Annotated in this window: 1 protein-coding gene; it reads right to left on the bottom strand. The window is 66.2% G+C overall.

The genetic code is table 11. The features are described from left to right. On the bottom strand, window positions 1–385 hold a 385-nt coding region (locus tag AB4Z02_RS19285; RefSeq protein WP_441972990.1), incomplete at both ends, for a DnaB-like helicase N-terminal domain-containing protein.

Below are 385 nucleotides of genomic sequence, written 5' to 3'. Positions count from 1 at the left end.
ATCCGGTGACCGCGTAGATCTCGGCCTGCGCGTTGTTCACCAGGTCGAGCACTTCGCCTTCGGCGGCGTAGCCCATCTGCGTGATGCGGGTGCCCGCCTCGACGAGTCGGCGCAGTAGTGCGCGCTCAGCGACGATGGATGCGTAATAGCCGGCGTTCGCGGCCGTGGGGACGAGGCCGGTAAGGGTGTGGAGGTAGTCGGCGCCGCCGGCGCGGGAGAGCTCGCCGGCCTTGGTCAGCTCATCAGTGACCGCAATGACGTCGGTCGGCTCGCCGTGCGAGTAGAGCGACAGGATCGCGTCGTAGATGATCTCGTGCTTCGGAATGTAGAAGTCGGTTCCGCGCACGACCTCGACGACGTCGGCCACGGCATCCTTGCTGAGGAG

This window comes from Pedococcus sp. 2YAF34 (assembly GCF_052114585.1).
Classification (GTDB): domain Bacteria; phylum Actinomycetota; class Actinomycetes; order Actinomycetales; family Dermatophilaceae; genus Pedococcus.
Note: the sequence above shows the minus strand (reverse complement) of the source record. Positions and strands in the feature narration are given on the sequence as shown.